Origin of the sequence: Streptomyces vinaceus, from assembly GCF_008704935.1 — a bacterium.
Lineage (GTDB): Bacteria > Actinomycetota > Actinomycetes > Streptomycetales > Streptomycetaceae > Streptomyces > Streptomyces vinaceus.
The window spans coordinates 1,953,805-1,975,545 of sequence record NZ_CP023692.1 but is presented as its reverse complement, the minus strand read 5'-3'; the positions used below and the strand labels follow the sequence as shown (position 1 = coordinate 1,975,545).

Here is a 21,741-nt window from a genome sequence, read left to right as displayed (position 1 = left end):
CCGGTCCTGTGCCCAGTGTGGCACCGGGAGCCACCCCGTCCGGGCATCGCGCGCGGCGACACGCGGAACGAAGTAAATCCACCACAACCCAAGATCTAGTGGTTGGATGAGCGCTGCCACCCAGAAGTTGTGGTCCCCGGTCCGCCGAGGCGCTCGGTATCGCATATGCTGGTGGCTGCTTCGCGAGCCCCCGACCTGGACCCGTCCCGGTCGTTCAGGGGCCTCGTGAGGTGATTCAGTCGTGCCAAGAGGGAGGGTGAGGGAACCATGCACTGCCCCTTCTGCAGGCACCCCGACAGCCGCGTCGTCGACAGCCGCACCACGGACGACGGCACGTCGATCCGTCGGCGCCGTCAGTGCCCCGACTGCTCCCGTCGCTTCACGACGGTGGAGACGGCCTCGCTGATGGTGATCAAGCGCAGCGGGGTGACCGAACCCTTCAGCCGTACCAAGGTCATCTCCGGCGTGCGCAAGGCGTGCCAGGGACGGCCGGTGACCGAGGACGCCCTCGCCAAGCTCGGCCAGCGGGTCGAGGAGGCGCTGCGCGCCACCGGGAGCGCCGAGCTGACCACCCATGACGTGGGTCTGGCCATACTCGGCCCGTTGCAGGAGCTCGACCTGGTCGCGTACCTGCGGTTCGCGTCCGTTTACAAGGCGTTCGACACCCTCGAAGACTTCGAGACCGCCATCGCGGAACTCCGCGTGCCGCGGCCTCACCCCCAAGAGTGCGAGCCCGGCCGGACCGCTGGGGTCCCCGTGCCCGCCTCCGCCGCCGACTGACCGGACGGCCGCAGTGCAGCGCGGCCGCGCCCCGGGACAGCCAGGCGAAGAAACGTAGATACAAGACAGGCAGTGCTGCGGAATAACGCTGGCACTTTAGGGCGTTTTTGCCCGCATATGGGAGGAAGCGGCATGACAGAGACGGCGAGCGGCTCGGCACGAGGTTCCCGCGCCAAGGGGACCAAGACTGCCAAGAGCGGCCTGCGGATCGAGCGCATCCACACCACCCCCGGCGTGCACCCGTACGACGAGGTGAGCTGGGAGCGGCGTGACGTCGTCATGACGAACTGGCGCGACGGCTCGGTGAACTTCGAGCAGCGTGGCGTCGAGTTCCCCGACTTCTGGTCGGTCAACGCGGTCAACATCGTCACCAGCAAGTACTTCCGCGGCGCGGTCGGCACCCCGCAGCGCGAGACCGGTCTCAAGCAGCTCATCGACCGCATCGTGAAGACCTACACGAAGGCCGGCGAGGACTACGACTACTTCGCGTCCCCGGCCGACGCGGAGATCTTCGAGCACGAGCTGACCTACGCCCTCCTGCACCAGATCTTCAGCTTCAACTCCCCGGTGTGGTTCAACGTCGGCACGCCCCAGCCGCAGCAGGTCTCCGCCTGCTTCATCCTCGCCGTCGACGACTCCATGGAGTCGATCCTCGACTGGTACAAGGAAGAGGGCATGATCTTCAAGGGCGGCTCCGGCGCCGGCCTGAACCTCTCCCGCATCCGCTCCTCCAAGGAGCTGCTCTCCTCCGGCGGCAACGCCTCCGGTCCGGTCTCCTTCATGCGCGGCGCCGACGCGTCCGCCGGAACGATCAAGTCGGGCGGCGCCACCCGCCGCGCGGCCAAGATGGTCGTCCTGGACGTGGACCACCCCGACGTCGAGGACTTCATCGCCACGAAGGTGAAGGAAGAGGAGAAGATCCGCGCCCTGCGCGACGCGGGCTTCGACATGGACCTGGGCGGCGACGACATCACGTCCGTCCAGTACCAGAACGCCAACAACTCCGTCCGCGTGAACGACGAGTTCATGACGGCCGTCGAGAACGGCACCGAGTTCGGCCTGCGCGCCCGCATGACGGGCGAGGTCATCGAGAAGGTCGACGCCAAGGCCCTCTTCCGCAAGCTGGCCGAGGCCGCGTGGGCCTGCGCCGACCCGGGCATCCAGTACGACGGTGTGATCAACCACTGGCACACCTGCCCCGAGTCCGGCCGCATCACCGCCTCGAACCCGTGCAGCGAGTACATGCACCTGGACAACACGTCCTGCAACCTCGCCTCGCTGAACCTGATGAAGTTCCTGGACGACGACGGCAAGGGCAACCAGTCCTTCGACGCCGAGCGCTTCGCCAAGGTCGTCGAGCTCGTCATCACCGCGATGGACATCTCCATCTGCTTCGCGGACTTCCCGACGCAGAAGATCGGCGAGAACACCCGCGCCTTCCGCCAGCTCGGCATCGGTTACGCCAACCTCGGCGCCCTGCTGATGGCGACCGGCCACGCGTACGACTCGGACGGCGGCCGCACCCTCGCCGCGTCGATCACCTCGCTGATGACCGGCACCGCGTACAAGCGCTCCGCCGAGCTGGCCGCCATCGTCGGCCCGTACGACGGCTACGCCCGCAACGCCGAGGCGCACAAGCGCGTCATGAAGCAGCACTCCGACGCCAACGCCGTCGCCCCGCGCACCGACGACCTGGACAACTCGATCTGGGCCGCGGCCACCGAGGCCTGGCAGGACGTCCTGCGCCTCGGCGAGAAGAACGGCTTCCGCAACTCCCAGGCCTCCGTCCTCGCGCCGACCGGCACCATCGGTCTCGCGATGTCCTGCGACACCACCGGTGTCGAGCCGGACCTGGCCCTGGTCAAGTTCAAGAAGCTCGTCGGCGGCGGCTCCATGCAGATCGTCAACGGCACCGTCCCGCAGGCCCTGCGTCGCATGGGCTACCAGGAGGAGCAGATCGAGGCGATCGTCGCCCACATCGCCGAGCACGGCGTGGTCGTCGACGCCCCGGGCCTGAAGCCCGAGCACTACGAGGTCTTCGACTGCGCGATGGGCGAGCGCTCCATCTCCGCGATGGGCCACGTCCGCATGATGGCCGCGATCCAGCCCTGGATCTCCGGCGCGATCTCGAAGACGGTCAACATGCCGGAGACGGCGACCGTCGAGGAGATCGAGGAGATCTACTTCGAGGCGTGGAAGATGGGCGTCAAGGCGCTCGCGATCTACCGCGACAACTGCAAGGTCGGCCAGCCCCTCTCCGCGAAGAAGAAGGAAGAGGAGAAGGAGGAGGTCACCGCCAAGGCGGAGGACACCATCCGCGCGGCGGTCGAGAAGGTCATCGAGTACCGCCCCGTCCGCAAGCGCCTCCCCAAGGGCCGCCCGGGCATCACGACCTCCTTCACGGTCGGTGGCGCCGAGGGCTACATGACGGCCAACTCCTACCCGGACGACGGTCTGGGCGAGGTCTTCCTGAAGATGTCCAAGCAGGGTTCGACCCTCGCGGGCATGATGGACGCCTTCTCGATCGCCGTCTCGGTCGGTCTGCAGTACGGCGTCCCGCTGGAGACCTACGTCTCGAAGTTCACGAACATGCGCTTCGAGCCGGCCGGCATGACGGACGACCCGGACGTGCGGATGGCGCAGTCGATCGTCGACTACATCTTCCGCCGCCTGGCGCTGGACTTCCTGCCCTTCGAGACCCGCTCGGCGCTCGGCATCCACACCGCCGAGGAGCGTCAGCGCCACCTCGACACCGGCTCCTACGAGCCGCTCGACGAGGACGTCGACACGGAGTCCCTGGCCCAGTCCGCCCCGCTGGCGGCCGTCCCTGCGGCCCCGAAGCCGGCCGCGGTCATCGAGGTCCCGGCCCCGAAGACGGCGCACTCCAGCGCCGAACTCGTCGAGATGCAGCTCGGCGTCTCCGCCGACGCCCCGCTCTGCTTCTCCTGCGGTACGAAGATGCAGCGCGCCGGCTCCTGCTACATCTGCGAGGGCTGCGGCTCCACGAGCGGCTGCAGCTGACACCGGGCGCCGTCGCATCCGACGCATCACTGAGCACCCCCTGCCGGGGCCGTTGACCGGCAGATGAGAGAGGGAGCCGCCTTCAGGCGGCTCCCTCTTCGCGTACCCGGCCGTTCGGCAGCCCCGGATGGCGAGCGCGGGGTCAGTGGGGGATGCGGCGGGCCGGGCGGGGGATGAGGTCCTCGCGGAATTCCGCGATCCGGGAATGGACCTGGCGCATCAGGTGGGTGTCCTCGATGCGGTCCAGGTAGAGGCAGCGCGCGGCCAGGCCCGGCAGGTCGAAGGCGAAGCACAGCGACATCAGCGGGTTCACGAAGAGCTCGCTGCCGCTGGTGCGGGTGGTGAACTGCACGTCGCCGAAGGAGCCGCGGACGGCGGCGGCGATCGAGCCGCTCACGATGCTGGGGCGGTCCGGGGTGTGCTCCTGGGCATGGGCGACCGCATCGAGGAAGAGCGCGCCTTCACGGGTGGCGCGCGGTATGGAGAAGGCGCCGAGGTACGCGCCCTCGCGCTCCAGCGCCGCGATGTTCTCCAGCACCAGGGCGTGGCTGACCCCGTGGTAGGCATCCACGCCGAAGCCGACCGAGACGACGAGGCGGCACGGTACGTCGTCGAGGGCGGCCAGGGCCGCGACGCTGGTCAGGTCCTCCTCGGGGGTGCCGAGGCCCGCTTCGTCGCCGCGCATCAGGATGTCGGTCCCGCCGTCGACCAGGACGACCGCGTCGATGCGGTGGAGAACGATGAGCGCGCGGTAGGCGGCGCGCAGCGGCTGCACCCCGGTCTGGGGGAAGGCGTAGACGGTGGCCGGGTAGTCGTGGGCCTCCAGCCACCGGGCCAGTGTCCGCTCGGGGAAGTACGTCTGATGGGGCGCGGTGCGCGGGGTGATGGTGGCGAGGTCGGGGGCGGCCCAGTCCGCGAGGGGCAGCCCGGCGAGGTGGCTGAAGGAGAGGTTGGCCAGGAGGACCTCCTTGCCCTGGTGGAGGAGGGACAGGGCGATGGGGAGACCGGCGTAGACGTCGAAGCCGCCGCCCGCGCCGGCGACCAGGATGCGTTCGGCGTCGGCGAGGCGGTCGAAGAGCGGGTTGGTGTGCAGGGCGGTCATGGAGATCATTGTGCGGGGCGACCCGGACCGGGTGGCGGGGAGACGGGGGAGTGACATGTGGAGCGGTGAGCAGCTGGATCTGGGTGCCTATCTGGCGCGGATCGGCTACGACGGGCCGGTCGGGAAGGACGGGGAACTCCGCCCGGACCTCCCGACGTTGTACGCAGTGCACCGGGCCCACACCGGTGCCATCGCCTTCGAGAACCTGGACGTGCTGCTCGGCCGCCCCGTCGAGCTGGGCGTCAAGGCTCTGGAGGAGAAGCTCGTGCACGGCCGCCGCGGCGGCTACTGCTACGAGCAGAACTCGCTGCTGGCCGCCGCCCTGGAGCGGATCGGCTTCGAGGTCTCCGGGCGCGGCGCCCGCAACCGCACCCGGGGGGACACCCTGCTCGCGGTGACGCACGCCGTCCTCGTCGTCACCGTCGAGGGCGAACCCTGGCTGTGCGACGCCGGGTTCGGGCATCAGGGGCCGCGCGAGCCCGTCCCGCTGGCGCGCCCCGGCGCCGACGTCGTGCAGGGGGAGTGGACGTACGCCGTCCGCGAGGAGGACGAGGGGATCCTCGCGCTGTCCATCCTGCGCGAGGGCGTCCGGCGGGACCTGTACGCCTTCTCCCCGCAGCGCTACCACCCCGTCGACTACGTCCTGCTCAACCACTACAGCTCCACCCATCCCCGGTCCGTCTTCGTCGGGCGGGTCATCGTCCAGCACCCGGGAGACTCCGTCCGGCACCCCGTCCGCCGGGCGCTCGTGGGGCGCGAGCTCGCCCGGCTCCACGCCGACGGCCGGGACGAGCGGAGCTCCGTCGACCCCGACGAGCTCCTCGCGCTGCTCGACCGGGAGTTCGGGCTTCGGCTGTCCGGGCGGGATGCGGAGGAACTGGTGCGGATCAACCGCGCTGGGGACTGACCGGGGCCGCGCCGGGCCCGTACGATGGCGCGGTGCTGGTCAAGTGGATTCGCTGCACGGTGACGGACCGACGCGGGTTCGAGCGCGGGCAGCGCAAATGGGCGGGGCTGCCTGGCGAGCCGGGATTCCGGGGACAGGGCGGCGGCTGGAGCCGGGGACGTCAGGGGGTCGCGCATGTTTTCGCGTTCTGGGAGAGCCGTTCCTTCTACGACTCCTTCATGGCCCGCTCGCACGACCGGCTCGCCGCGTCCCAGACCGGGACGTACACGAACGCGCGGGTCACGCTCTTCGACCACCGCTTCGACGTGAAGACCGGCTTCGAGCCGCGCTTCACCGACGCGGACGTGGTGCGGGTCGCCCACACCCGGGTGCGTGAGGGGCGGGTGGACCACTTCGCCCTCATGCAGGAGAAGGTGTGGAACCCGGCCATGGCCGGCTCACCCGGAATGATCCGGGGCCTGTTCGGGGAGGCGCCGGGCCGGGAGTTCCTGGTCCTGTCGATGTGGCACGCCGCCGCCGAGCACGGCAAGTACCGCCAGGAGCGGGTCGAGCGGCTCTCGCTGCGCGCCCAGACCGAGGCCGACGTGGAAGCCCTCACCGGGGACGTCGTCGACCTCGAACCCTCCTGGACCGTATGACCGTACGACGATCGGCGGGCCGACCGGCGAGCCCGGGTGCTCGGCCCGCCGACGGCCGCATAGGGTCGGGGAATGGCACGACCACGGCGCATCGTCCTTGTCCGGCACGGGGAATCGGAGGGCAATGCCGATGACACGGTGTACGAACGGGAGCCCGACCACGCCCTGAGGCTGACCGGCCAGGGCCGCGAGCAGGCGGCGGAGGCCGGCGTACGGCTGCGCGAGCTGTTCGGGGACGAGGCCATCAGCGCGTACGTCTCCCCGTACCGCCGGACCCTCCAGACCTTCCGGGAACTGCGGCTGGACCCGGCCCGCGTACGGATGCGCGAGGAGCCGAGGCTGCGCGAGCAGGACTGGGGGAACTGGCAGGACCGGGACGACGTACGGCTGCAGAAGGCGTACCGCGACGCGTACGGACACTTCTTCTACCGGTTCGCGCAAGGGGAGTCGGGCGCGGACGTGTACGACCGGGTCGGATCGTTCCTGGAGAGCCTGTACCGCAGTTTCGAGGCGCCGGACCACCCGCCGAACGTGCTGCTCGTGACGCACGGGCTGACCATGCGGCTGTTCTGCATGCGCTGGTTCCACTGGTCGGTGGCCGAGTTCGAGGCGCTGTCCAATCCCGGGAACGGTGAATTCCGGGTGCTCGTGCTGGGGCCGGACGGCCGCTACCGGATGGACCGCCCGTTTGAGAGGTGGACCACACCCGAGCCTTATGACCTGGACGGCTAAACTGACGCGGGATGACCGCTGACTCCGCTTCCGCACGGCGCTACGCACGCGCCATGGCCAGCCTCCGCGGGCTGGCCCTGGGTGATGCCCTGGGCTCCCAGTACTTCGTCCCCGTGAACTACCCCCTCCTCAAGCGCCGCGAGCTGCCCGCCGGAACCGGGACCTGGCAGTGGACCGACGACACCGAGATGGCCTGCTCGGTGGTGGCCGTCCTCGCCGCGCACGGGCGCATCGACCAGGACGCCCTGGCGAGCTCCTTCGCCCACCACCACGACTTCGACCGCGGCTACGGTCCCGCCGTCAACCGGATGCTCCGCCTCGTCCGCGAGGGCGAGGACTGGCGCACGCTGGCCGCCGAGCTGTTCAACGGGCAGGGCTCGTGGGGCAACGGCGCGGCGATGCGGATCGCTCCGCTGGGTGCCTGGTACGCCGACGATCCGGAGCAGGCCACGCACCAGGCGGAGATCTCCGCCTACACCACGCACCAGCACCGCGAGGCGGTGTGCGGGGCGATGGCCGTGGCGGCCGCGGCCGCGCTGGCGGCCGATCCGGCGGGTCCGCCGAAAGCCGGTGACCTGCTGGACGGGGTGATCGCGCTGGTGCCGCGCAGTGCCGTCGGGGCGGGGCTGCGGCGGGCGCGGGACATGCTCGACTACGGCGATGCGACGACGGTCGCGGCGGTGCTGGGGTGCGGACGGCGGACGAGCGCGCACGACACGGTGCCCTTCGCCCTGTGGTCGGCGGCGCGGTCGCTGGACGACTACGAGCGGGCGTTCTGGACCACCGCGCAGGTGGGCGGGGACGTGGACACGACCTGCGCCATCGTGGGCGGGGTGCTGGGAGCGCGCGGCGACGCGGCATTGCCGGCCGCCTGGCTGGCCCGTACGGAGGCCCTCCCGGCCTGGCTGCCGGAGACGGCGGCGCACTAGGCCGCACCCCGCCGCACCCCGCCGTACCCCCGCCGCGCGCCCACGTCGGCCACCGGCGCGGGGGCTGTCGGCGGACGTGGGGCACGGCTCGTTCCGATTGTCACGGTCCTGCCACAGGGGTCTTCCGGGCGGGCAGGACCCGCACGTCACGGGCCTAACCTGGCCGCCGCCTCCGTCGTGATGGCGCGGGCGGCCGACAGGGGAGGGGAAACCGATGCCGGAGAAGACCGACGGCGCGCCCGACGACGCGAGCGGGGGCTCGCCCGCCGATCCCGCGCGGCCGGCGGCGAGGACGGGCGGGCCGGGAGCGCACACGCCGGGGCGGCCCGGGGCGCACGCTGCCGGTGTGGCCCCGGCGCAGGCTGCGGAGGGGGCCGGCGGAGAGGCCGGCGGCGGGGCGCCGGACGGGTGGGATCCCAAGGCCTGGCAGACCTTCCAGGTGCGCCGCCGGCGGGCCGCCTCCGGCGCCTGGTCCGTCACACCGCCGGCCTGGGCCGAGGCCGCCCGGCCCGCTTCGGCCGGGCCCGTGCCCACCGCCGTGCTCCTCGCCGCCGCCCTGGCCGGCCTCGCCGCGGGCCTGTTCCTCGGCGACGGGGCGGGGCTCGGGCTGCTGATCGCCGCCGTGCCCGCCATCGCCGGCGCCTACCTCGCCGCCCGCGCGGCCCGGCGCCGCGCGCGGGCCTGGAGCGTGACCTGGGCCCTGGGCTGCGTCGTCCTCCTCGGCATACCCGCGCTGCGCGACGCCGCCTGGCCCTGCGTCCTCGCCCTGCTCGCCGCCGTCCTGCTCGGCGCGCTGGCCCTGCACGGCAGCCGCACCTGGCCCGGTGTCCTCCTCAGCCCGCTGGGCTTCGTCGACTCCGCCGTGCTCGGGGTCCGCTGGGCCTGGAGCGGCCTGCGCTCGCGCGGCGGCGGGGTCGACCGCGCCCGCTGGCTTCCCGTGGTGAAGGCCACCGCCGTGGCCCTCGTCCTGCTGGTGCTCTTCGGCACCCTGTTCGCCTCCGCCGACGCCGCGTTCGCGGACCTGCTGGACGGGCTCACCCCCGAGGTCTCCCTCGGCGACGGACCCGTGCGCCTCGTGCTCTTCCTGCTCGGCGCCGTCCTCGCACTCGCCGCCGCCCGCGCCGCCGCCGCGCCCTCGCGCTGGGACCGGATCCGGATCGAGCCGGGGAAGCCGCGCTCGCGCGTCGAGTGGGCGCTCCCGCTCATCGTGCTCGACCTGCTCTTCGCCGGGTTCAACGCCGTCCAGCTCGCGGTCCTGTTCGGCGGTTACGACAGGGTCCTGGAGAGGACCGGGCTCACCTACGCCGAGTACGCCCGTCAGGGTTTCTGGCAGCTGCTCTGGGCCACCCTGCTCACCCTCGCCGTGATCGCGCTCGCCCTGCGCTGGGCCCCGCGCGCCGGAGCCGGCGACCGCCGGTTCGTACGCGCCGTCCTCGGCACGCTGTGCGCGCTGACCCTGGTCGTGGTCGCCTCCGCGCTGCGCCGGATGGACCTGTACGTGGATGCGTACGGGCTGACCCGGCTGCGCGTGTCCGTGGCCGCGATGGAACTCTGGCTCGGGCTGGTCATCGTACTGATCATGGCTGCCGGGGTCTTCGGCGCCCGCCTGCTGCCGCGCGCGGTCGCGGCGGGCACGGCCGCCGCCGTCCTGGCCTTCGGGCTCCTGTCCCCGGACGGGATGGTCGCCGAGACGAACGTGGCCCGCTTCGAGCGGACCGCCAAGCTGGACCTGGCCTACGTCCAGGACCTGTCGGCGGACGCCGTGCCCGCGCTGGACCGGCTGCCCGAACCCCGGCGCTCCTGCGCCCTGCGCGGCGTCAACGACGACCTGTCGCGCCGCGGTCGGGTGCCCTGGTACGCGATCAGCCTCGGCGAGTACCGGGCCCGGCAGATCCTGCACGAGCGCCCGGTGACGGCCTCGTACGAGGTGTGCCGGAGCCTGGGCACCTTCCACGGCCGCACCGGATAGCGGCCGGATCGCGTACGGGGACCCGGGCCCGGCCCCCGTACGCCGCGCCGCCGGGCTCAGGCCGCCGGACCGGCCTCCGCGGCGACGCCGCTCAGGGCCTCCAAGTCGCTCTTGCGCACCCGGATCACGAGCAGCGCGGTGGCCAGCGCGAGCCCGGCCATGGCGACGGCCGCGATGAAGGCGGTGGAGATGCCCTGGGTGAGGACGAGGTCCCCCCAGGGGTCGGGCAGGCGCCCGGTCTCCTTGAAGGCGGCCAACTGATCGGGGTCCGCGTGGGCCACGAAGTCCGGCACCTGCTTCGTGCCCTCGTTCCGGCTCGCCGTGCCGAAGACGGTCACCAGGATCGACAGGCCGAGCGAACCGCCGACCTGCTGGCTGGCGTTGAGCAGTCCGGAGGCCGCGCCCGCCTCCTTCTGGGCCACCCCGGAGACGGCGGTCAGCGTGAGGGTCACGAAGTTCAGGCCCATGCCGAAGCCGAAGAGCAGCATCGGCCCGAGGATGCCGGAGACGTACGAGCTGTCGGTGCGGATGAAGGTCAGCCAGGTGAGGCCGATCCCGGTGAGGGCGGATCCGGTGACCATGAACGGCTTGGGGCCCAGGCGCGGCAGGAAGCGCTGCGAGAGCCCGGCCGCGGTGACGATGGCGACGGTCACGGGCAGGAAGCCGAGCCCGGACCGGATGGGGGAGAAGCCCAGTACGTTCTGCACGAACTGGACGATGAAGAAGAACATCCCGAACATCGCGGCGGCGAGTCCGAGCATGATCAGGTAGGTGCCGGCGCGGTTGCGGTCGGCGAACATCCGCAGCGGGATGATCGGCTCGTCGGCCCGCGACTCGATGCCCACGAAGAGGGCGAGGAGCACGGCGGCCGCGGCGAAGGAGGCGAGGGTGCCGCCGTCGCGCCAGCCGTCCTCGGAGGCGCGGATGAACCCGTAGACCAGCGAGGCCATGCCGCCGGTGGAGGTGAGGGCCCCCGCGATGTCGAAGCGGCCCGGGTGGCGCTCGGACTCGGTGATGTAGAGCGGCGCGAGCACGGCGATCAGCAGACCGATCGGCACGTTGACGAAGAGCACCCAGCGCCAGTCGAGCCACTCGGTCAGCATGCCGCCGGCCAGGAGGCCGATCGCGCCGCCGCCCGCCGAGACGGCGGCGAACACGCCGAACGCGCGGTTGCGCTCGGGGCCTTCGGCGAACGTCGTGGTGATCAGGGCCAGCGAGGTCGGCGAGGCGATCGCGCCGCCGACCCCCTGGAGGGCGCGGGCGGCCAGCAGCTGCCAGGGCTCCTGGGCGAAGCCGCCGAGCAGGGAGGCCAGGGTGAAGAGCAGGATGCCGGTGAGGAACACGCGGCGCCGGCCGAGGATGTCCCCGGCCCGTCCGCCGAGCAGCAGGAGCCCGCCGAAGGCCAGGGTGTACGCGCTGATCACCCAGGACAGGTCGGTCGTGGAGAAGGACAGGGCGGTCTGGATGTGCGGGAGAGCGATGTTCACGATCGTCGCGTCGAGCACGACCATCAGCTGGCAGGCGGCGATGACCGTGAGGGCCACGCCGGGCCGCCCCTCCCGGCGGGCCGCGCCCGGTATCCGGGGTGTGGCGAGTGGAGAACTTTTCACCGAGGATCCCCCCATAGTGAAAGAGTGAACGCAGCCGTTCACTGCGGCCCCACGGTAGGAGTCCCCGGTTAGTGAACGCAACCGTTCACTAAGGCTGGAAATGCGTACGAGGGGCGCGCGGATCGGCGGAAGGCAGAGGCGATGGCGGGTTCGCGCTGGTCAGTGACGGCACCGGGCCGCAGGCGCGGTCCGGAACTCGAACGGGCGATCCTCGACGCGGCGTTGGAGCAGCTGAGCACCGTCGGCTGGAGCGGGCTCACCATGGAGGGTGTCGCGGCCTGCGCGCACACCGGCAAGGCGGCCGTCTACCGGCGCTGGCCGTCGAAGGCCGACCTGGTGGCCGAGGTGCTGCGGGCCGGGCTGCCGCCGATCGGCGAGATCCCCGACTGCGGATCGGTCCGGGGCGACTTCCTCCGGTTGTGTGTGCGGATGCGTGACGTGATGGAGTCGCGCGCCGGTCAGGCGCTGCGAGCGGTCCTTCACGAATGCGACCACGCGCATGCGGGCCGGTTCCACGACGTGGTCCGCGCCGGGCTCCACGAACCCGCCCATCGCCTGATCAGGGAGCTTGTCCAGCGCGGGATCGAGCGGGGCGACGTACGAGCGGACGCGGCGGGTCCGTTCGTCGTCGACGTCATTCCGGCCATGATGATGTACCGCGCGAAGGTGTGCGGGAGCGAATGGACGGATGCGGACATCACGGAAATGATCGATCAGGTGATGGTACCGCTGCTCAGGGCGTGAGACGCCGTACGGACTCCACCCGGGGCGGGGTGTGCAGGCGGCGCGGGGCGGCGTACCCTTGCTGGCGCCATGCCGTACGAAGCACCCACCCACACCGTCGAACGCTCCCTCCGTGCAACCACCGGCGCCAAGGTCATCGCCGGGGTCGACGAGGTCGGACGAGGGGCCTGGGCCGGTCCCGTCACCGTGTGCGCGGCGATCACCGGTCTGCGCCGGCCGCCCGCCGGTCTCACCGACTCCAAACTGCTCACCCAGAAACGACGCGACGCGCTCCTCGGCGTCCTGGAGGACTGGGTCACCGCGTACGCCCTGGGGCACGCCTCCCCGGAGGAGATCGACGCGCTCGGGATGACGGCCGCCCTGCGGCTCGCCGCGGAGCGCGCCCTGGAGGCGCTGCCCGTGCGGCCCGACGCGGTGATCCTCGACGGCAAGCACGACTACCTCGGCGCACCCTGGCGGGTCCGTACGGTGATCAAGGGCGACCAGTCCTGCGTCGCCGTCGCCGCGGCCTCGGTCATCGCCAAGGTCAGACGCGACCGGATGATGGCCGAGCTCGGCCAACACGGCGGCGGATGCGCGGAGTTCGCCTTCGCCGACAACGCCGGATATCCCTCGCCGGTGCACCGGGCCGCGCTGGAGGAGCTGGGTCCCACCCCGTACCACCGGCTCTCGTGGTCGTACCTCGACGGGCTGCCCCGGTGGCGGCACCTCAAGAAGGTGCGGCGCAGCGAGGAAGCGACGGAACTGGAAAACGGAGGCCAACTCGGCTTCGATTTCTGATCGCACCCACGTGCCACCCACCGGTACGTTTCGTACCGGTGTTTGATAGACATCAACTCATGCCTCTCACCCCCGAGGAGCCTCAGATTCACGAGAGTGCCCAGGGTCCCCGCGTCACGCCGGCCGCGAGCCGCACCGCGCAGACCCCCCGCCCCGTACCTGGTCCGCGTCCCGCCGCCGTTCCGCGGCCCGGGCGCCCCGGTCCCTCCCCCGCGGCGGCGAGCCGTACGGGCGGGGCTCCCAGGCCCGCACCGCCCGCGCAGCGAGCGCCGCAGGCCACGTCCGGACCCGCAACCCCCACCGCACCGTCCGTCTCCGCGGCCGTGCCCCAGATCCAGCTGATCCCGGCCTCCGCCGAGGGTGCGCTGGACGCGGCCGAAGAGGCCGTCGACCTGCTGCTCGACACCGGGCGCGCGCCCGGCGACATCCTGGTCCTCACCACCGGCGACCCGCACCCGTGGGCCGCGCACGAGCTGTCCTTCGGCGAGGCCGCGTACTGGGCCCAGCACGACGCCGGGGACGACGTCTTCTACGCGGACGCGGCGCAGGCCGAGCGCGCCGCGGGCCGTCCCGTCGTGGTCTTCGCGGCCAACGGCGGACCCGCCGGGGCCACCGCCGCCGCCCTGCCGGCCGCGCTCGCGCGGGCCGGCACGCTGCTGATCGTGTGCGGCGACCCGCAGCAGATCAACTCCGTGCTGGGCACGGGCGTCTGACGCCCCGTGTCCGGCACGGGCAAGGGGCGGGGCCGGCCGGACCGGCCCCGCTGAAGCCCGAGGCCTGACCAGCCGTACGCCCGATCCAGGGTGTACGGCCGCGAGGGCTGCCCGCGTACGGACGGGCGTACGGCGGGTGCCCGCGTACGGCGACCGCTCAGCGCGCGGCGGTACGGCGCCGCAGGACCTCGCCCGCGCCGCCGCCGGTGCGCAGGGCCACGGCGGGGAATTCGGCCACGGCGTCGCCGAGGCGCTCGGGCCGCGAGCCGGAGCCGGGATGCCGGCCGCCCCGGCCCTCGCCCAGCACCTGCCAGCCGCCGCGGGTCAGCGTGATGTACGCGCCGCAGCGCAGCCCGTGCAGGGTGCAGGCGTCGCGCAGCCCCCACATCCAGGCACCGTCCTCCTCGGTCCACCGCTCGTCGCCCTCGCGGCAGTACAGCAGCACCGCGGTCCGCACCGGGCTCCGGCGCCGCAGGTCGTGCGGGATGACCCGGCGCAGCGCGGCGAGCAGGGCGTTGCGGTACTCCCAGCCGTCGGCCGAGGCCGAGCGCTGCGCGAAGGAGGCGCTCGCGACGAGCCGCTCCTCGGGACCGAGCACGGCGATCATCGCGGTCGAGGGCACCGGGGCGTGCCGGGAGTGCAGTCCGCTGACGACCTCGCGCGGATTGCGCAGCAGGGGGACGCCCGCCGCCGACCATTCGGCGGGTTCCAGCAGTCTGCCGTGCCGGCTGGCGACGCCGGCCGCCGTGGTCAGTGACGACGTCGAAGGCGGGGCGAATCCGAAGGCCACGGTCCTCCCTTCGGGTACACGCCCGCGGACGGGCACAGCTGTCGTGCGGGCGCGCCGCGGCGAGGCCCGGAAGAGCGCCGTCGAGCCGAGCGGGGGCAGCCCAATTCTCGCGTGGCCCGTGAGCATGCGGCAACGAGCAATTGGCGCCGCCGACCGGAATTCGCCGGTATGCCGTTCATATCCTTGCCCCGTCACGCCGGAGATGACTCATCCGACCATGACCGAACCGCCCGTACCAGCGGAAACAGCCCTTCGGGGCAGGGTGGAGGCCCGGTGGAGCGGGTGTCCGACCCGTGGACGGTCCGCGACGATCTTCTCACCCTGGGTGAATTGGCCGATTGTCCGTGCCATCCGGTTGCATGGGGGCATGGACAACCTGGAGCTCCGCACCGAAGCCGATGCCATCCTCGCTGAGCTCGTCGGCGCGCCCGGGAGCGGGGCGCGGCTGCGGGAGGACCAGTGGCAGGCCGTGGCCGCCCTGGTGGAGGAGCGCCGACGGGCCCTGGTGGTACAGCGCACCGGCTGGGGCAAGTCGGCGGTGTACTTCGTCGCCACCGCGCTGCTGCGCCGGCGCGGCTCCGGCCCCACGGTGATCATCTCGCCGCTGCTGGCCCTGATGCGCAACCAGGTGGAGGCGGCGGCGCGGGCCGGCATCCAGGCGCGCACCATCAACTCGGCCAACCCGGAGGAGTGGGACGCCATCTACGGGGAGGTCGAGCGCGGCGAGACCGACGTGCTCCTCGTCAGCCCCGAACGCCTCAATTCCGTGGACTTCCGCGAGCAGGTGCTGCCCAAGCTGGCGGCGACGACCGGTCTGCTCGTGGTCGACGAGGCCCACTGCATCTCCGACTGGGGCCACGACTTCCGTCCCGACTACCGCCGGCTGCGGGCCATGCTCGCCGAGCTCGCCCCCGGCGTCCCGGTCCTGGCCACCACCGCGACCGCCAACGCCCGCGTCACCGCGGACGTGGCGGAGCAGCTGGGCACGGGGGCCGGCGAGGCCCTGGTGCTGCGCGGCCCGCTCGACCGGGAGAGCCTGCGCCTGGGCGTGGTCGAGCTGCCGGACGCGGCGCACCGGCTGGCCTGGCTCGCCGAGCACCTGGACGAGCTGCCCGGCTCGGGGATCATCTACACGCTGACGGTGGCCGCGGCCGAGGAGGCCGCCGCGTTCCTGCGCCAGCGCGGCTTCCCGGTGGCCTCGTACACGGGCAAGACGGAGAACGCCGACCGGCTGCAGGCCGAGGACGACCTCCAGGCCAACCGGGTCAAGGCGCTCGTCGCCACCTCGGCGCTGGGCATGGGCTTCGACAAGCCCGACCTGGGCTTCGTGATCCACCTCGGCTCGCCGTCCTCGCCGATCGCCTACTACCAGCAGGTCGGCCGCGCCGGGCGCGGGGTCGAGCACGCCGAGGTGCTGCTGCTGCCGGGCAAGGAGGACGAGGCCATCTGGCGGTACTTCGCCGACACCGCCTTCCCGCCCGAGGCCCAGGTACGGCAGACCCTGGCGGCCCTCGCCGACGCCGGGCGGCCGCTGTCCGTCCCCGCGCTGGAAGCGGCGGTGGAGCTGCGGCGCACCCGGCTGGAGACCATGCTCAAGGTGCTCGACGTCGACGGGGCCGTCAAGCGGGTCAAGGGCGGCTGGAGCTCCACCGGGAGGGAGTGGACGTACGACTCCGAGCGGTACGCCTGGGTCGCCCGCCAGCGCGCCGCCGAGCAGCAGGCCATGCGGGACTACGTGAGCACCTCCGGGTGCCGGATGGAGTTCCTGCGCCGCCAGCTGGACGACGAGGGCGCCGCCCCGTGCGGCCGGTGCGACAACTGCGCGGGTGCCTGGGCCGATTCCTCCGTGTCGGCGGAGACCCTGACCGGCGCGGCGAAGGAACTGGAGCGCCCGGGGGTCGAGGTGGAGCCCCGCCGGATGTGGCCCACCGGCATGGCCGCCCTGGGCGTCAGCCTCAAGGGACGCATCCCGGCCGGGGAGCAGTGCTCCACCGGCCGGGCGCTGGGCCGGCTCTCGGACATCGGCTGGGGCAACCGGCTGCGTCCGCTGCTCGCCGAGAACGCCCCCGACGGGCCGGTCCCCGACGACGTGCTGAACGCGGCGGTGGCCGTCCTCGCCGACTGGGCGCGCTCGCCGGGCGGCTGGGCCCCCGGTGTCCCGGACGCCTCCGCCCGGCCCGTGGGCGTCGTCGCCGTGCCCTCCCTGTCCCGCCCGCAGCTCGTGGGTTCCCTCGCGGAGGGGATCGCGCGCATCGGCCGCCTCCCGTACCTGGGCACCCTGACGTACACCGGGCCGGGCGGGGCGCACGCGGTGCGCCGCAGCAACTCCGCCCAGCGCCTGCGGGCCCTGTCCGGGGCCTTCGCCGTCTCCGGGGAACTGGCCGCCGCCCTGGCGCAGTCGCCGGGCCCCGTCCTCCTCGTGGACGACTACTCCGACTCCGGCTGGACCCTGGCGGTCGCCGCCCGCCTGATCCGGCAGGCGGGCGCCGGACAGGTCCTCCCGCTGATCCTGGCGACGGCCGGCTGAGCCCACCGGGAGGCGCGGAGTCCTGTACGCGGGCGCCCTGCGCCGCCGGCGTCCGGCGGCGCAGGGCGCCGGCGTCCGGCGAACTGCCGCCCCGATCTGATGCCCTGACACCATGTCAAGGGGCGTTCCCGGGCCTGTGGATGTTGAACGATCAAGAGTTATCCACAGGGCTTTCGGGATCTGATCGCCTGCGGGACCGTCGGGGCATGACGAACGACCGCGAATCACGCATCCCGTCCGACCGGCCCGCCATCAGCCCGTCCGGACCCGCCCTCGACCCCCGGATCACCCTGCGCAGCCCGGCCGAACTGGCCGACGCACTGCCCTACATGCTCGGCTTCCACCCGACCGACTCCCTCGTCATGGTCACCGTGCACGGCGAGGGCGGGCGCTTCGGCGGCCGGCTGCGCGTCGGCATCCCCGCGGCGCAGGCGGAGTGGGAGGACACCGCCCGGCAGGTCGCCGACTGCCTGGTGCGGGGCAGCGAGCGGCGCGATGCCAAGCCCGACGGCATCGTCGTCTTCCTCTGCCAGGACCCGGCACAGGGCGAGAGCGGCCAGCGGGTGATGACCCGGCTGCGGCCGCTGGCCCAGCGCATCCGGCTGGCGTGCGGGGCGCTCGACGTGCCGGTGATGGAGGCGCTGTGCATCTCAGGCGGCCGGTACTGGTCCTACTGCTGCCCCGACGAGCGGTGCTGCCCCGCCGAGGGCAGCCCGCTGGCCGCGACCGGCACCTCGGTGATGGCCGCGACGGCCACCTTCGCCGGACTCCAGGTCCGGGGGTCACTCCGGGAGATCGAGGGCCGGATGACACCGCTGCGCGGTGGTGCGGCGGCCGAGATGGAACGGGCTCTGGACCGGGCCGCCGCCGCCCTCGTGCCGAAGATCCTCGACGGGTCCACCCGGGAGGAGGTCGGCGCCGAGACGGTCACCCTGGCCCGGACCCTGATGCGGCGGATGACCCTCGCTCCGCCCGTCGAGGGCGGACCGGGAGCCGACGAGTGGGACGACGCGCTGCTCGGGCACGACGAGGCCGCCACCGTGATCCTCGGCCTCCAGGACCGCGAGATCCGGGACGTCGCCGCCGAGTGGATGGAGGGCGAGGAGGCGGCCCCCGCCCTGCGGCTGTGGCGGGCGCTGGCCCGTCGCTGCGTCGGGGCCTACGGAGAGCACGCGGCGGCCCCGCTCACCCTCGCCGGCTGGGTGTCGTGGTCCGCCGGGGACGAGCCGACGGCCCGGATCGCCCTCGGGCTGGCCCTGCGGGCCGATGCCGACTACCGCTTCGCCCAGCTGCTCCACCACGCCTGCAACGAGGGCATCGACCCCGAGGGGCTGCGGGCCTGCCTGCGGGAGGAGCGGCGGCGCCGGGAACCCCGGCGCAAGCGCGCGGCGGCCACGACCCGCCCTCCGGGCCGCCGGGAGGCGCAGCCCCGCCGGGAGCCCCGCCGTACCGCCGGGAGCGACCAGTGAGCCCGGACCGGGGCCCGGGCGCGGGTCGCGGCGCGGGGAGCTCCGCACGGCGGATCCTGGGCACCGCCGCGACCGCCCTGAGGCGCAGGCTCCGTCACCGGCACGGCCCAGTACGGGCGCAGCCGCCACCGGGGCCCGTGACCCGGGCGGGGGCGGGGGCGTTCAGCTGGAGGGCGGCGCGGGCCCGGCCGCGCCGCCGCCCAGCGAAACAGGCCGGAGCGCAGACAGCCCAGACAAGGCGACCCATGGCCCACTCCGTACCGCCCGCCCGCAGGACCGAGTTGCCGCCCGTGCACGGGGCCGTCATCTGCGTCGCCGCGCCCTGCCTGGTCATTTCGCCGGAGCACGGCCAGCTGACCGGGCGGGGGATCGACGGGATCTACCGCTCCGGGCGCCGGCTGCTCTCCCGCTGCGTGCTCCGCGTCGGAGGGCGGGATCCGGTCGCCGTCCAGGGGCGCAGCCTCGGCTCCGACCGGGCCTCCTTCACCGCGACCGTCCGCACCGGGGCGGAGGCCGGGCCCGATCCCGACATCGGCGTGGAGCGGATCCGGCACGCGGACGGCACCGAGCGGATCACCGTGCGCAGTTTCACCGCCCGGCCCCTGCGCCTGCCCGTGGAGCTGCTGCTCGGCACCGACTTGGCCGAGCTGGCCGCGGTGGCCGCCGGCCGGGCCGGGCCCGAACTGCCCGCCGGGGTGCACGCCGCCGGGCTGCGCTGGAGCAGCGGGGAGGCCCAGGCGGTCACCGCCGCAGACCCGGCCCCCGACGACGCGCTCGCCTCGGCGGGGCTGCTGCGCTGGCAGCTCGACCTGGGACCGGGCGAATCGCGCACCATCGAGCTGCGGACCACGCGGGACCGCGTTTCCCGCGCCCCGGCCGGGCAGGTGGCCAATCCGCTGGCCGCCGCCCGGGCCGAGGGGGACGACCCGCGGGTCGGGGCCTGGTTCCGCCGCAGCGTCGAGGACCTGGGAGCCCTGCTGATGCGGGATCCGCAGGAGCCCGGCGACGCCTTCCTCGCCGCCGGAGTGCCGTGGCGGCTCGGGCTGGCTCCGGCCGAGTCCCTCTGGGCGGCCAGGATGGCGCTCCCGCTCGGGACCGGGCTCGCGGCGGCCACGCTGCGCACCCTGGCCCGGACCCAGACCGGCGGGCGGGAGCCGGACGCCGGGAAGATCCCCGGGCCGCTGCGCGGGGCGGGGCCGCAGCTGCCGCCCGGGTGCACCGGCACGGAGGCGACCCTCGCCTTCCCGGCGGTGCTCGCCGAGGCCCGGCGCTGGGGGATGCCCGAGCAGGAGGTGGCCCGGCTCCTCCCGGCGGCCGAGCGGTGCCTGGACTGGATGCGCGGCGCCCTCGGGGCGGACGGCTTCCTGGCCGATCCCGACCCAGGGCCGCGCCGCTGCGAGACCCAGGCCCACGCCCACCGGGCCGCGCTGCTCGGGGCCGACCTGCTCGCCGCGTGCGGGCGGCCCGGCGCCGACGAATGGCGGGAGTGGGCGGCCGCACTGCGCAAGCGCTTCCGGGACGGGTTCTGGATCGACGGACCGGACGGCGGCCGGCCCGCCGCAGCACTGCACCCCGACGGGCGGCCGCTGCCCCGGCTGACGGGGGCCGCCGCCCACCTCCTCGACACCGGCCTGCTCGGTGGCGGCCTGCTCGCCCCCGGGCTGCTGGACCGGGTCCGCAGCGAGCAGCTCGCCCGCCTCCTCGGCGCCCCCGCCATGGATTCCGGCTGGGGGCTGCGGAGCATGGCCTCCCGGGAGCCGGGCCACAACCCCTTCGGCCACCGCTCCGGAGCGGTGCGGGCGCACGAGAGCGCCGTGGCGGTCGCCGGCCTCGCCCAGGCCGGCTTCGAGAAGGAGGCCGCAGGGGTGCTGCGGGGTCTGCTGGACGCCGCGGAGAGCTTCGGGTACCGGCTGCCGGAGATGTACGCCGCCGAGCAGCGCACAGCCGGCAGCGCCCCGCTCCCGCATCCGGCGGCCTGCCGCCCCGCCGCGGTGGCCGCCGCCGCCGGGGTGCACGCGCTGACCGCCCTCGCGGGGCTGCGTCCCGACGCCCCCGCGGGCACGGTCGCCGTCGTCCCGCTGCCCGGTGCCCCGCTCGGCGCCCTGCGCTTCTGTGACCTGCGGGTCTCGGGGGAACCGTTCGCCGTCCGCGTCAGCCGGCTCGGCCTCGGCATGGTGGAGGAGGCGGCCGATGCGCTGCAACTGGGCGGGTAGCCGGGCGGTCGCCGCCTCCGTGCTCACCAAAGCTCTGTTTATCGTCAGGCAGACGACTATGATCGCGGCATGTCGCCCTACGACCCGTCGGCCTATCCGCCCTTCGCTGTCACTGTCGACCTGGTCGTGCTCACCGTGCGACGTCACGCGCTCTGCGCGCTCGTCGTCCGGCGGGGTGAGCAGCCGTTCCAGGGACGCTGGGCCCTGCCCGGAGGCTTCGTCCGAGGGGACGAGGACCTGGCCGCGGCCGCGGCCCGCGAGCTCTCCGAGGAAACCGGCCTGTGCGCCCATGACCCGGCCGACCCCGGCGCGGACAACGGCGCCCACCTCGAACAGCTGGCCACGTACGGGGACCCGAAGCGCGATCCGCGCATGCGCGTCGTCAGCGTCGCGCATCTGGTCCTGGCTCCGGACCTGCCCGCGCCCCGGGCGGGCGGCGACGCCAACAGCGCGCGCTGGGCCCCCGTCGACGAACTGCTGGCCGCCTCGGACCAGGCGGCCTCGGGGCTCGCCTTCGACCACGCCCGGATCCTCGCCGACGGGGTGGAGCGGGCCCGCTCCAAGATCGAATACTCCTCGCTGGCCACGGCCTTCTGCCCGCCCGCGTTCACCGTCGGCGAGCTGCGCCGGGTCTACGAGGCCGTATGGGGCGTGGCCCTCGACCCGCGCAACTTCCACCGCAAGGTCACCGGGACCCCCGGGTTCCTGGTGCCGGCCGGGGGGACGACGACCCGTCAGGGCGGCAGGCCCGCCCAGCTGTTCCGGGCCGGCGGGGCGACGCTGCTCAACCCTCCGATGCTGCGGCCCGAAGTCTGAC

17 protein-coding genes are annotated in these 21,741 nt (G+C 73.5%); 14 read left to right on the top strand and 3 right to left on the bottom strand.

Translation table 11 applies throughout. The features are described from left to right. Positions 1-267 precede the first annotated feature (267 nt). The gene (gene nrdR / locus CP980_RS08560; protein WP_099889139.1) at positions 268-780 is read left to right on the top strand and encodes a transcriptional regulator NrdR; all 513 of its coding nucleotides are present in this window, start codon (positions 268-270) and stop codon (positions 778-780) included. Positions 781-912: 132 nt separating this feature from the next. Then, positions 913-3,801, top strand: coding sequence for a vitamin B12-dependent ribonucleotide reductase (locus tag CP980_RS08555; protein WP_132759221.1), 2,889 nt, complete (start codon positions 913-915; stop codon positions 3,799-3,801). Between the two features lie 142 nt (positions 3,802-3,943). Here the strand turns inward: CP980_RS08555 and CP980_RS08550 are convergent, their stop codons facing one another. After that, the gene (locus tag CP980_RS08550) at positions 3,944-4,903 is read right to left on the bottom strand and encodes a DUF1152 domain-containing protein (RefSeq protein WP_150527897.1); all 960 of its coding nucleotides are present in this window, start codon (positions 4,901-4,903) and stop codon (positions 3,944-3,946) included. On the opposite strand from CP980_RS08550, the gene CP980_RS08545 reads away from it, so the two are divergent. The 5 genes from CP980_RS08545 to CP980_RS08525 all read left to right on the top strand — a co-directional run bounded on the left by CP980_RS08545 (position 4,902) and on the right by CP980_RS08525 (position 10,078). Further along, entirely contained in the window at positions 4,902-5,810 is a 909-nt protein-coding gene (locus tag CP980_RS08545; protein WP_229907203.1) for an arylamine N-acetyltransferase family protein, read from the top strand. The genes CP980_RS08550 and CP980_RS08545 overlap by 2 nt on opposite strands. A gap of 32 nt (positions 5,811-5,842) precedes the next feature. Beyond that, complete coding sequence (locus CP980_RS08540; RefSeq protein ID WP_030859610.1) at positions 5,843-6,448, top strand: YdbC family protein; 606 nt, start codon at positions 5,843-5,845, stop codon at positions 6,446-6,448. Between the two features lie 72 nt (positions 6,449-6,520). Further along, on the top strand, positions 6,521-7,180 hold the full coding sequence (locus CP980_RS08535) for a histidine phosphatase family protein (RefSeq protein WP_132759219.1): 660 nt from the start codon (positions 6,521-6,523) through the stop codon (positions 7,178-7,180). 11 nt (positions 7,181-7,191) lie between these two features. Further along, complete coding sequence (locus CP980_RS08530; RefSeq protein WP_150527896.1) at positions 7,192-8,109, top strand: ADP-ribosylglycohydrolase family protein; 918 nt, start codon at positions 7,192-7,194, stop codon at positions 8,107-8,109. Positions 8,110-8,323: 214 nt separating this feature from the next. Then, entirely contained in the window at positions 8,324-10,078 is a 1,755-nt protein-coding gene (locus CP980_RS08525) for a DUF4153 domain-containing protein (protein ID WP_150527895.1), read from the top strand. 56 nt (positions 10,079-10,134) lie between these two features. Here the strand turns inward: CP980_RS08525 and CP980_RS08520 are convergent, their stop codons facing one another. Then, positions 10,135-11,688: an MFS transporter gene (locus tag CP980_RS08520; protein ID WP_167535811.1), complete on the bottom strand. Its 1,554-nt coding sequence runs from the start codon at positions 11,686-11,688 to the stop codon at positions 10,135-10,137. Positions 11,689-11,829: 141 nt separating this feature from the next. Between CP980_RS08520 and CP980_RS08515 the strand changes: the two genes are divergently transcribed. The 3 genes from CP980_RS08515 (at position 11,830) to CP980_RS08505 (ending at position 13,925) form a co-directional block, all read left to right on the top strand. Further along, positions 11,830-12,432 carry a TetR/AcrR family transcriptional regulator gene (locus CP980_RS08515; RefSeq protein WP_132759215.1) on the top strand — a complete coding sequence of 201 codons (603 nt, stop codon included), beginning with the start codon at positions 11,830-11,832 and terminating at the stop codon, positions 12,430-12,432. Between the two features lie 69 nt (positions 12,433-12,501). Further along, positions 12,502-13,212, top strand: coding sequence for a ribonuclease HII (locus CP980_RS08510; protein WP_132759214.1), 711 nt, complete (start codon positions 12,502-12,504; stop codon positions 13,210-13,212). Between the two features lie 59 nt (positions 13,213-13,271). Then, positions 13,272-13,925 (top strand): hypothetical protein, encoded by a 654-nt coding sequence (locus CP980_RS08505; RefSeq protein ID WP_132759213.1) that lies wholly within the window; start codon positions 13,272-13,274, stop codon positions 13,923-13,925. 157 nt (positions 13,926-14,082) lie between these two features. Here CP980_RS08505 and CP980_RS08500 read toward each other — a convergent pair whose 3' ends face one another. Further along, positions 14,083-14,715 (bottom strand): hypothetical protein, encoded by a 633-nt coding sequence (locus CP980_RS08500; RefSeq protein ID WP_150527893.1) that lies wholly within the window; start codon positions 14,713-14,715, stop codon positions 14,083-14,085. A gap of 367 nt (positions 14,716-15,082) precedes the next feature. Here CP980_RS08500 and CP980_RS08495 point away from each other — a divergent pair, with 367 nt between their 5' ends. The 4 genes from CP980_RS08495 (at position 15,083) to CP980_RS08480 (ending at position 21,740) form a co-directional block, all read left to right on the top strand. Then, positions 15,083-17,242, top strand: a complete 2,160-nt coding sequence (locus CP980_RS08495) for a RecQ family ATP-dependent DNA helicase (RefSeq protein WP_150527892.1) — start codon at positions 15,083-15,085, stop codon at positions 17,240-17,242. 206 nt (positions 17,243-17,448) lie between these two features. Next, positions 17,449-18,711, top strand: coding sequence for a DUF4192 domain-containing protein (locus CP980_RS08490; protein WP_150527891.1), 1,263 nt, complete (start codon positions 17,449-17,451; stop codon positions 18,709-18,711). Positions 18,712-18,956: 245 nt separating this feature from the next. After that, positions 18,957-20,924, top strand: a complete 1,968-nt coding sequence (locus tag CP980_RS08485; protein WP_132759209.1) for a glycogen debranching N-terminal domain-containing protein — start codon at positions 18,957-18,959, stop codon at positions 20,922-20,924. A gap of 69 nt (positions 20,925-20,993) precedes the next feature. Continuing rightward, on the top strand, positions 20,994-21,740 hold the full coding sequence (locus CP980_RS08480; protein ID WP_150527890.1) for an NUDIX hydrolase: 747 nt from the start codon (positions 20,994-20,996) through the stop codon (positions 21,738-21,740). Position 21,741 lies beyond the last annotated feature (1 nt).

Excerpts from the sequence above, each read along its gene's own strand:
- CP980_RS08480 (WP_150527890.1), top strand. The coding sequence starts at position 20,994 with ATGTCGCCCTACGACCCGTCGGCCTATCCGCCCTTCGCTGTCACTGTC.
- CP980_RS08495 (WP_150527892.1), top strand. The coding sequence starts at position 15,083 with ATGGACAACCTGGAGCTCCGCACCGAAGCCGATGCCATCCTCGCTGAG.
- CP980_RS08515 (WP_132759215.1), top strand. The coding sequence starts at position 11,830 with ATGGCGGGTTCGCGCTGGTCAGTGACGGCACCGGGCCGCAGGCGCGGT.
- CP980_RS08550 (WP_150527897.1), bottom strand. The coding sequence starts at position 4,903 with ATGACCGCCCTGCACACCAACCCGCTCTTCGACCGCCTCGCCGACGCC.
- CP980_RS08525 (WP_150527895.1), top strand. The coding sequence starts at position 8,324 with ATGCCGGAGAAGACCGACGGCGCGCCCGACGACGCGAGCGGGGGCTCG.
- CP980_RS08545 (WP_229907203.1), top strand. The coding sequence starts at position 4,902 with ATGGAGATCATTGTGCGGGGCGACCCGGACCGGGTGGCGGGGAGACGG.
- CP980_RS08530 (WP_150527896.1), top strand. The coding sequence starts at position 7,192 with ATGACCGCTGACTCCGCTTCCGCACGGCGCTACGCACGCGCCATGGCC.
- CP980_RS08505 (WP_132759213.1), top strand. The coding sequence starts at position 13,272 with ATGCCTCTCACCCCCGAGGAGCCTCAGATTCACGAGAGTGCCCAGGGT.
- CP980_RS08485 (WP_132759209.1), top strand. The coding sequence starts at position 18,957 with ATGGCCCACTCCGTACCGCCCGCCCGCAGGACCGAGTTGCCGCCCGTG.
- CP980_RS08490 (WP_150527891.1), top strand. The coding sequence starts at position 17,449 with ATGACGAACGACCGCGAATCACGCATCCCGTCCGACCGGCCCGCCATC.
- CP980_RS08555 (WP_132759221.1), top strand. The coding sequence starts at position 913 with ATGACAGAGACGGCGAGCGGCTCGGCACGAGGTTCCCGCGCCAAGGGG.
- CP980_RS08535 (WP_132759219.1), top strand. The coding sequence starts at position 6,521 with ATGGCACGACCACGGCGCATCGTCCTTGTCCGGCACGGGGAATCGGAG.
- nrdR (WP_099889139.1), top strand. The coding sequence starts at position 268 with ATGCACTGCCCCTTCTGCAGGCACCCCGACAGCCGCGTCGTCGACAGC.
- CP980_RS08510 (WP_132759214.1), top strand. The coding sequence starts at position 12,502 with ATGCCGTACGAAGCACCCACCCACACCGTCGAACGCTCCCTCCGTGCA.